Annotated in this window: 5 protein-coding genes; 4 read left to right on the forward strand and 1 reads right to left on the reverse strand. The window is 40.2% G+C overall.

Annotated elements, in window-relative coordinates:
* Both AZ66_RS28530 and AZ66_RS31725 read left to right on the forward strand, forming a co-directional pair.
* Nucleotides 1–206, forward strand: a 206-nt coding sequence (locus AZ66_RS28530) for an IS3 family transposase (RefSeq protein WP_044358023.1), incomplete at its 5' end; no start/stop codon positions are given.
* Nucleotides 207–286: 80 nt separating this feature from the next.
* Nucleotides 287–433, forward strand: coding sequence for a hypothetical protein (locus AZ66_RS31725; RefSeq protein WP_156160126.1), 147 nt, complete (start codon nucleotides 287–289; stop codon nucleotides 431–433).
* Between the two features lie 128 nt (nucleotides 434–561).
* Here the strand turns inward: AZ66_RS31725 and AZ66_RS28535 are convergent, their stop codons facing one another.
* A complete protein-coding gene (locus AZ66_RS28535; RefSeq protein WP_044358024.1) occupies nucleotides 562–954 on the reverse strand; it encodes a hypothetical protein in 393 nt (130 codons plus the stop codon).
* A gap of 204 nt (nucleotides 955–1,158) precedes the next feature.
* On the opposite strand from AZ66_RS28535, the gene AZ66_RS28540 reads away from it, so the two are divergent.
* A complete protein-coding gene (locus AZ66_RS28540; protein WP_044358025.1) occupies nucleotides 1,159–1,488 on the forward strand; it encodes a hypothetical protein in 330 nt (109 codons plus the stop codon).
* Between the two features lie 278 nt (nucleotides 1,489–1,766).
* A partial coding sequence (locus AZ66_RS28545) for an IS110 family transposase (RefSeq protein WP_044358026.1) occupies nucleotides 1,767–2,502 on the forward strand: 736 nt, incomplete at its 3' end.

Consider the following 2,502-nt stretch of genomic DNA (forward strand, 5'->3'; position numbering starts at 1 on the left):
AGAAAGGCAATTGTTACGATAATGCCTCTATGGAGAGCTTCTTCTCGCATCTCAAAACGGAAGGGCTCTATCCTTATCATATCCGAAGTTTGGACGAGGCACAAAGGCGAATTGAAGAATATATTCATTTTTATAATCATAATCGACCACAAAGAAAGCTAAAGAAGCTGCCGCCAGTAGAGTACCGACGACAGCTTGCTGCTTAGGTGTTTTTTCTATGTCCACTAAAAATGGGGTCTTGACCAATCTTTAGGGGGGCTCTTTTATTTGAAAGGAGATAATACACATGGCATTGATGGCAAAACAAGGACGATCCAAAAAGGAATACCGAATTGACATCAATTTCAATTACGCATATAAGGCAGTAGGGGTTAGCATGAAGAGCGGAAGCTGGGAGCCATATGCAGAGGTTGCTAATATTCTAGAAATTTAAAGAGGTACTGTACAAGTCTTTGAGGAGTCGACAGATGAAAAACTCAGATTTAATTCGAGACAAGCGGATTTATTTGATTATATCTAGTACAATGGTGACTGCACCTATATCAGAGTAGTCGCCATTATTTATTTTTCCTTTTCGCTATTTAATATAGCTTGATTTAAGTACTTTAATCTGATCCTTATTGCTTCAAGATGATTTGTTCTAACCCTGTCAATCAACGAAGCAGCAAAAGAAAAAATAAAAAAACCTGACATAGTAATAATTCCACTAGAATAGTTTACGTTACGTTGAAGCGAAATAGAAATAGCAATCAAGGCAGCCATAGCAGAAACAACAGGGATTAAGATAGTAGTAACATTTTTAATTAGCATGTCATCAGTCAGTTTTAATTCTTCCATCTCTAATTTGAATTTCATATCAGAGATTTGTTGTTTATTTTCATAATAACGAGCCATGTAAAATTTCAAAACGAGCAGGTGATAGTCATCTCTCTTTGTTTTATCTTTATGAGGCAATGGATACTTTCTTATAATTTCAAGTGGGACGGCATTTGTTGATGTTAAATACTAATTAGTTTTTTCTATAAGATACAGGATAGCCGCTCTTTAGGGGGCGGTATTTTGTTTTAGAAAGAAAATACTAAATCTATTGCCTATTTCCAAATATTAGGATACAATGAGGGTGTAAAACAAAAAATCCAATATGTGGGGGTTGTTACAATGAAAAAAGCACTAGTTGTATTCGGTACAACTGTAGCATTGATGGCAAGTGTTTTGGCTCCAACAACAGGAATGGCTGCAAAATCAACTAAAGCAACAATTAACAATGTTGTTGCGTTGTCAGCTACTGAGCAGTATGTTAAGGGTGTTTTGAGTAAGCAATACTATAATGATATAAATAGTGTCCCAAAGACGATGTTTTATGTAAAAGGGAATTTTGCAGGGACACTCAATCTCACTGGGACCCACTATGATGGTAGTGGAAGTGGTAGAGTCAAAAATATTTGGGGAGTTTACGCAGGTATCATTTACAATATGGGACCCCAATAAGCCGTAGATTATCAAGCCGCTGTTTATTCAGCGGCTTTTCGTATTATTAGGTCAACCGGACTTTCTGGTTGGCCTATTTTTGTAGGTGTATTAAGATGGCGGTAGCCGGGAGGACGTACGGCTTTTAGGGGGAAAACCCCGAAATAAAAACTGTTCTCCCACCACCTCCAATGACCATGTTTGAGCTGGTTGGGACATTGAAGATCCCGTATCACATGCGAAGCTATGGGTTTGGAGCCATCGTGGGAGTGCCGGCGAGTATCATTAAGGAGGGTATTATGGAACCGGTAATAGGAATGGATGTATCAAAAGGAAGCAGTGTCATTCAAGCCTTTTTAGGGAGAAATGAACCCTATGGAAAGGCGAAACAGATTTATCATAACGAGCAAGGGTTTGAGTGGCTCAGCGCTTTGTGTGCAGAATTAAAAACAAGGACAGGAGCGGAGCCGGTAGTTATAATGGAAGCTACAGGGCATTATCACCGAGGGGTCGTTTGTTACCTGACTCGAAAGGACATTCGTCATATTATTCTTAATCCGCTACAGTCCAAGCGAGCAAAAGGAATGGGGCTTCGTAAGGTAAAAACCGACGAGGCAGATGCTTGGAGCTTAGCCGAAATGTTTTACAGAGGAGATGCTTTGCCACACCGAATCTGGGATGAGTCGTACATGGAACTTCAACACGCTACCCGCCAGCATGAGTTTGTTACATCGTTATATGTGCAAGCCAAGCTCAACAATAGGGCATTGTTAGATCAAGTAATTCCGGCTTATGAAGGAGTGTTTAGCGACCTATACTCGGCTACATCACTACAAGTGCTGCAGAGCTGTCTGCAAGGACAAATGGATGAGGTGGAGATTATAGAGAAAGTCCTAATAAAATATGCTGGGAGATCTCGCAGTCAAAGCTGGATAAGAGAGAAGTCGATACGAATAGACAGTAACCGAATAACGAAGCGCGGGTCAAAGCGTCAACGTAGATCGTTATATCTAGCGGTGCAGTGTGGACTTCGGC

It is taken from the genome of Paenibacillus sp. E194 (genome assembly GCF_000935845.1).
GTDB lineage: Bacteria > Bacillota > Bacilli > Paenibacillales > Paenibacillaceae > Paenibacillus_B > Paenibacillus_B alvei_B.

Bases quoted from the DNA above. Each gene is read 5' to 3' on its own strand.
- AZ66_RS28540 (WP_044358025.1), top strand. From the start codon at position 1,159: ATGAAAAAAGCACTAGTTGTATTCGGTACAACTGTAGCATTGATGGCA.
- AZ66_RS31725 (WP_156160126.1), top strand. From the start codon at position 287: ATGGCATTGATGGCAAAACAAGGACGATCCAAAAAGGAATACCGAATT.